Here is a 258-nt window from a genome sequence, read left to right on the forward strand (position 1 = left end):
CGCCCAAGACTCAGTGAAATTGAAATCGCTGTTAAGATGCAGTGTACCCGCGGCTAGACGGAAAGACCCCGTGAACCTTTACTACAGCTTCACACTGGACTTTGACCTTACTTGTGTAGGATAGCTGGGAGGCTTTGAAGCGGTGGCGCCAGCCATCGTGGAGCCAACCTTGAAATACCAGCCTGGTAATGTTGAGGTTCTAACTTAGGTCCGTAATCCGGATCGAGGACAGTGTGTGGTGGGTAGTTTGACTGGGGC

General features: G+C 51.9%; 1 rRNA gene. It reads left to right on the plus strand.

The window, feature by feature from the left end:
* Positions 1-258, plus strand: a 23S ribosomal RNA gene (locus A3709_RS22905); the annotation flags it as partial.

Source organism: Halioglobus sp. HI00S01 (assembly GCF_001635445.1).
Classification (GTDB): domain Bacteria; phylum Pseudomonadota; class Gammaproteobacteria; order Pseudomonadales; family Halieaceae; genus Halioglobus; species Halioglobus japonicus.